2 protein-coding genes are annotated in these 2,366 nt (G+C 44.8%); both read left to right on the top strand.

Features of this window, described 5'->3' with window-relative positions; translation table 11 throughout:
* The first annotated feature begins 142 nt into the window (after window positions 1-142).
* Complete coding sequence (istA, locus tag ACRPK8_RS15715) at window positions 143-1,588, top strand: IS21 family transposase (RefSeq protein WP_432238985.1); 1,446 nt, start codon at window positions 143-145, stop codon at window positions 1,586-1,588.
* An 11-nt stretch (window positions 1,589-1,599) separates the two neighbouring features.
* Window positions 1,600-2,301 (top strand): IS21-like element helper ATPase IstB, encoded by a 702-nt coding sequence (gene istB, locus ACRPK8_RS15710; RefSeq protein WP_432238984.1) that lies wholly within the window; start codon window positions 1,600-1,602, stop codon window positions 2,299-2,301.
* Window positions 2,302-2,366 lie beyond the last annotated feature (65 nt).

Below are 2,366 nucleotides of genomic sequence, written 5' to 3'. Positions count from 1 at the left end.
TGTGTAATGCAGAATAGGAGTGCAGACTTGTGCGACGGAAACGTACACAGTTCTGCACTCCTTTTGCGAAAAAAGAAAAGGACTTGCCAGCACCCACAAATTCATCCTAACGTTTAAGTTGCGAAACAAGAACGTTAAGGAGATGAAAGGAATGCTAACAATGTCCGAAATCAATTGTATCAAATTTTTAAGGAACCATAAATCCTATTCCATCAATAAAATCGCGAAAGATCTTAACCTGAACTGGCGAACTGCTAAAAAATATGCCGATGAGTCTTTTCTACCAAAAGAAAGTTCTTCTTCCAAGCGAGGTATGATGTACGGCACCCGTTGGGGCGAAATGATTGAGGACTGGCTACAGGAAGATGCGATGATGAAAAAGAAACAACGGCGAACCAATAAAAAACTATATGAGACGCTATGTACATATGGATTTGAAGGGTCCTACCGGACCGTCTGTCAATTCATCAAAGAATGGCGCTTAGGTCGTGATGTAGAAAACGATAGTCGGTTCGAACGGTTGGTCCATCCTCCTGGAGAAGCACAGGTAGATTTTGGGGTCATGGAAGTCGTGAAGGATAGTCATGCGGTCGATGTGCATTGCTTGATCCTATCCATGCCATATAGCAATCGAACAGCTGCGGTTGCATTACCAGCAGAGAACCAGGAATGTTTCCTGACCGGATTGAAGAGACTGTTCGAAGAAATCGGAGGCGTGCCGCAACAATTACGGATTGACAATCTCCCGGCAGCCGTGGCTAAAGTACGGACAACAAAGGAAGAAGCCATTTATACGGATGCCTTTCAGCAATTCGTGGCGCACTATGGTTTCCAGGTTCAAAGCTGTAATCCGTACAGTGGGAATGAGAAAGGAAGCGTCGAAAACAAGGTCGGATATGTCCGTTACAACTTCCTGGTTCCTTCTCCCATCATGAATGATTTCGAGTCGTTGAACCGACGCCTCGCATCATCCCTCCGGGATGACATGGAACGTATCCATTACGAAAAGAAAGTACGGATCAAAGATCTCGTTTTGGAAGAGCAGAAGCATCTCCTTCGACTGCCGGAAGAAGACTTTCCGGTGTTTAGAGAGGAACTCTTGAAGGTGAACAAATATGGAGAAGTGACCATCGATCAAACAAAGATTCTCGTTCCATCAGGCTCCCGACATGGACAAGTGAGAGCAATCCTAAAATGGGACGATATGAAAATCATTTCTCGTCATGGAGAAATCCTGTACGAAGAAAAACGACCTTATATGATGACGAAACGGGCGTTACCTTGGGAAAGCATTCTCAACGAATGGTACAAGAAGCCACGTAGTTATGGTCATTCACGTCACGCAGAGTACCTCCCTGGACGAATTCGGGAGTATCTGAACATCCAAAATCTGATGATACGGCGAGAAAGACTGGGATGGCTACGTTCTAGATTAGTCCTGCATTCCATCACTGAAATCGATGAACGGTTGTATGAGCTACTGAGCCAAAGCGATGACTATTCTGACATCGAGGAGCATCCCTACGATGTCGATTGGAGCAAATATGACAGTTTGAATCGACCATGGCAGAGTGAGGTGCAGTCGTGAATCTAAAAGAGATGTGCAAATCACTTCGGCTCGCTTACGTCGCTGAAATTTATGAATCGATTCCGATGGAATCGTCCGAGACATTTCTCCTGACACTCTTCGAGACGGAGATGAGACTTCGTGAAGAAGCGAAGGCAGAGAGGCTCATAAAAAAAGCGAAATTCATCAATAATAAATCACTTGAGGACTATCGTTGGCATGACAACATCTACTTCCCTCGTCATCTTAAGAAAGAAGAATTGATGTCGCTCTCTTTCATCGATCATCAGCAAAATGTAGTGCTCACGGGTGCCCCAGGCACCGGGAAGACACATCTTGCGATTGGTCTAGGACGGGAAGCCTGTCGTAAAGGAAAAGAAGTACGTTTCTTTCGTGTTTCGGAGCTCGTAGAGCAGCTCACCAAAGCATGGCGTGATGGAAAGCTGAGTAGCTTCCACGCACGTCTCGATTCTGCGGATCTTATCGTCTTGGATGAAATGGGCTATCTTCCATTATCCAAAGAGTCCGCAGAACTCCTGTTCCATCTCATTACAGACTGGTATGAAAAGAAAAGCATCATTATCACATCGAATCTAGAATTCAGTCAATGGAATCGTGTTTTCGCAGACCCAAGGTTAACGTCAGCACTCGTCGATCGTGTGATTCATCATGCGCACATTCTGACCTTCACGGGCGACAGTTATCGTGTCACACATGCATTATCAAGAAATTAAATATGTACTGGCAAAGTTCTGTACTTTTTTCTGCAATTTACTGCACAAACCTATTGCAAAATACA

It is taken from the genome of Exiguobacterium sp. TDN 0502, assembly GCF_050846835.1.
Classification (GTDB): Bacteria; Bacillota; Bacilli; order Exiguobacteriales; family Exiguobacteriaceae; genus Exiguobacterium_A.
The sequence above is the reverse complement of the archived record's forward strand: the minus strand, read 5'-3'. Positions and strand labels throughout refer to the sequence as shown.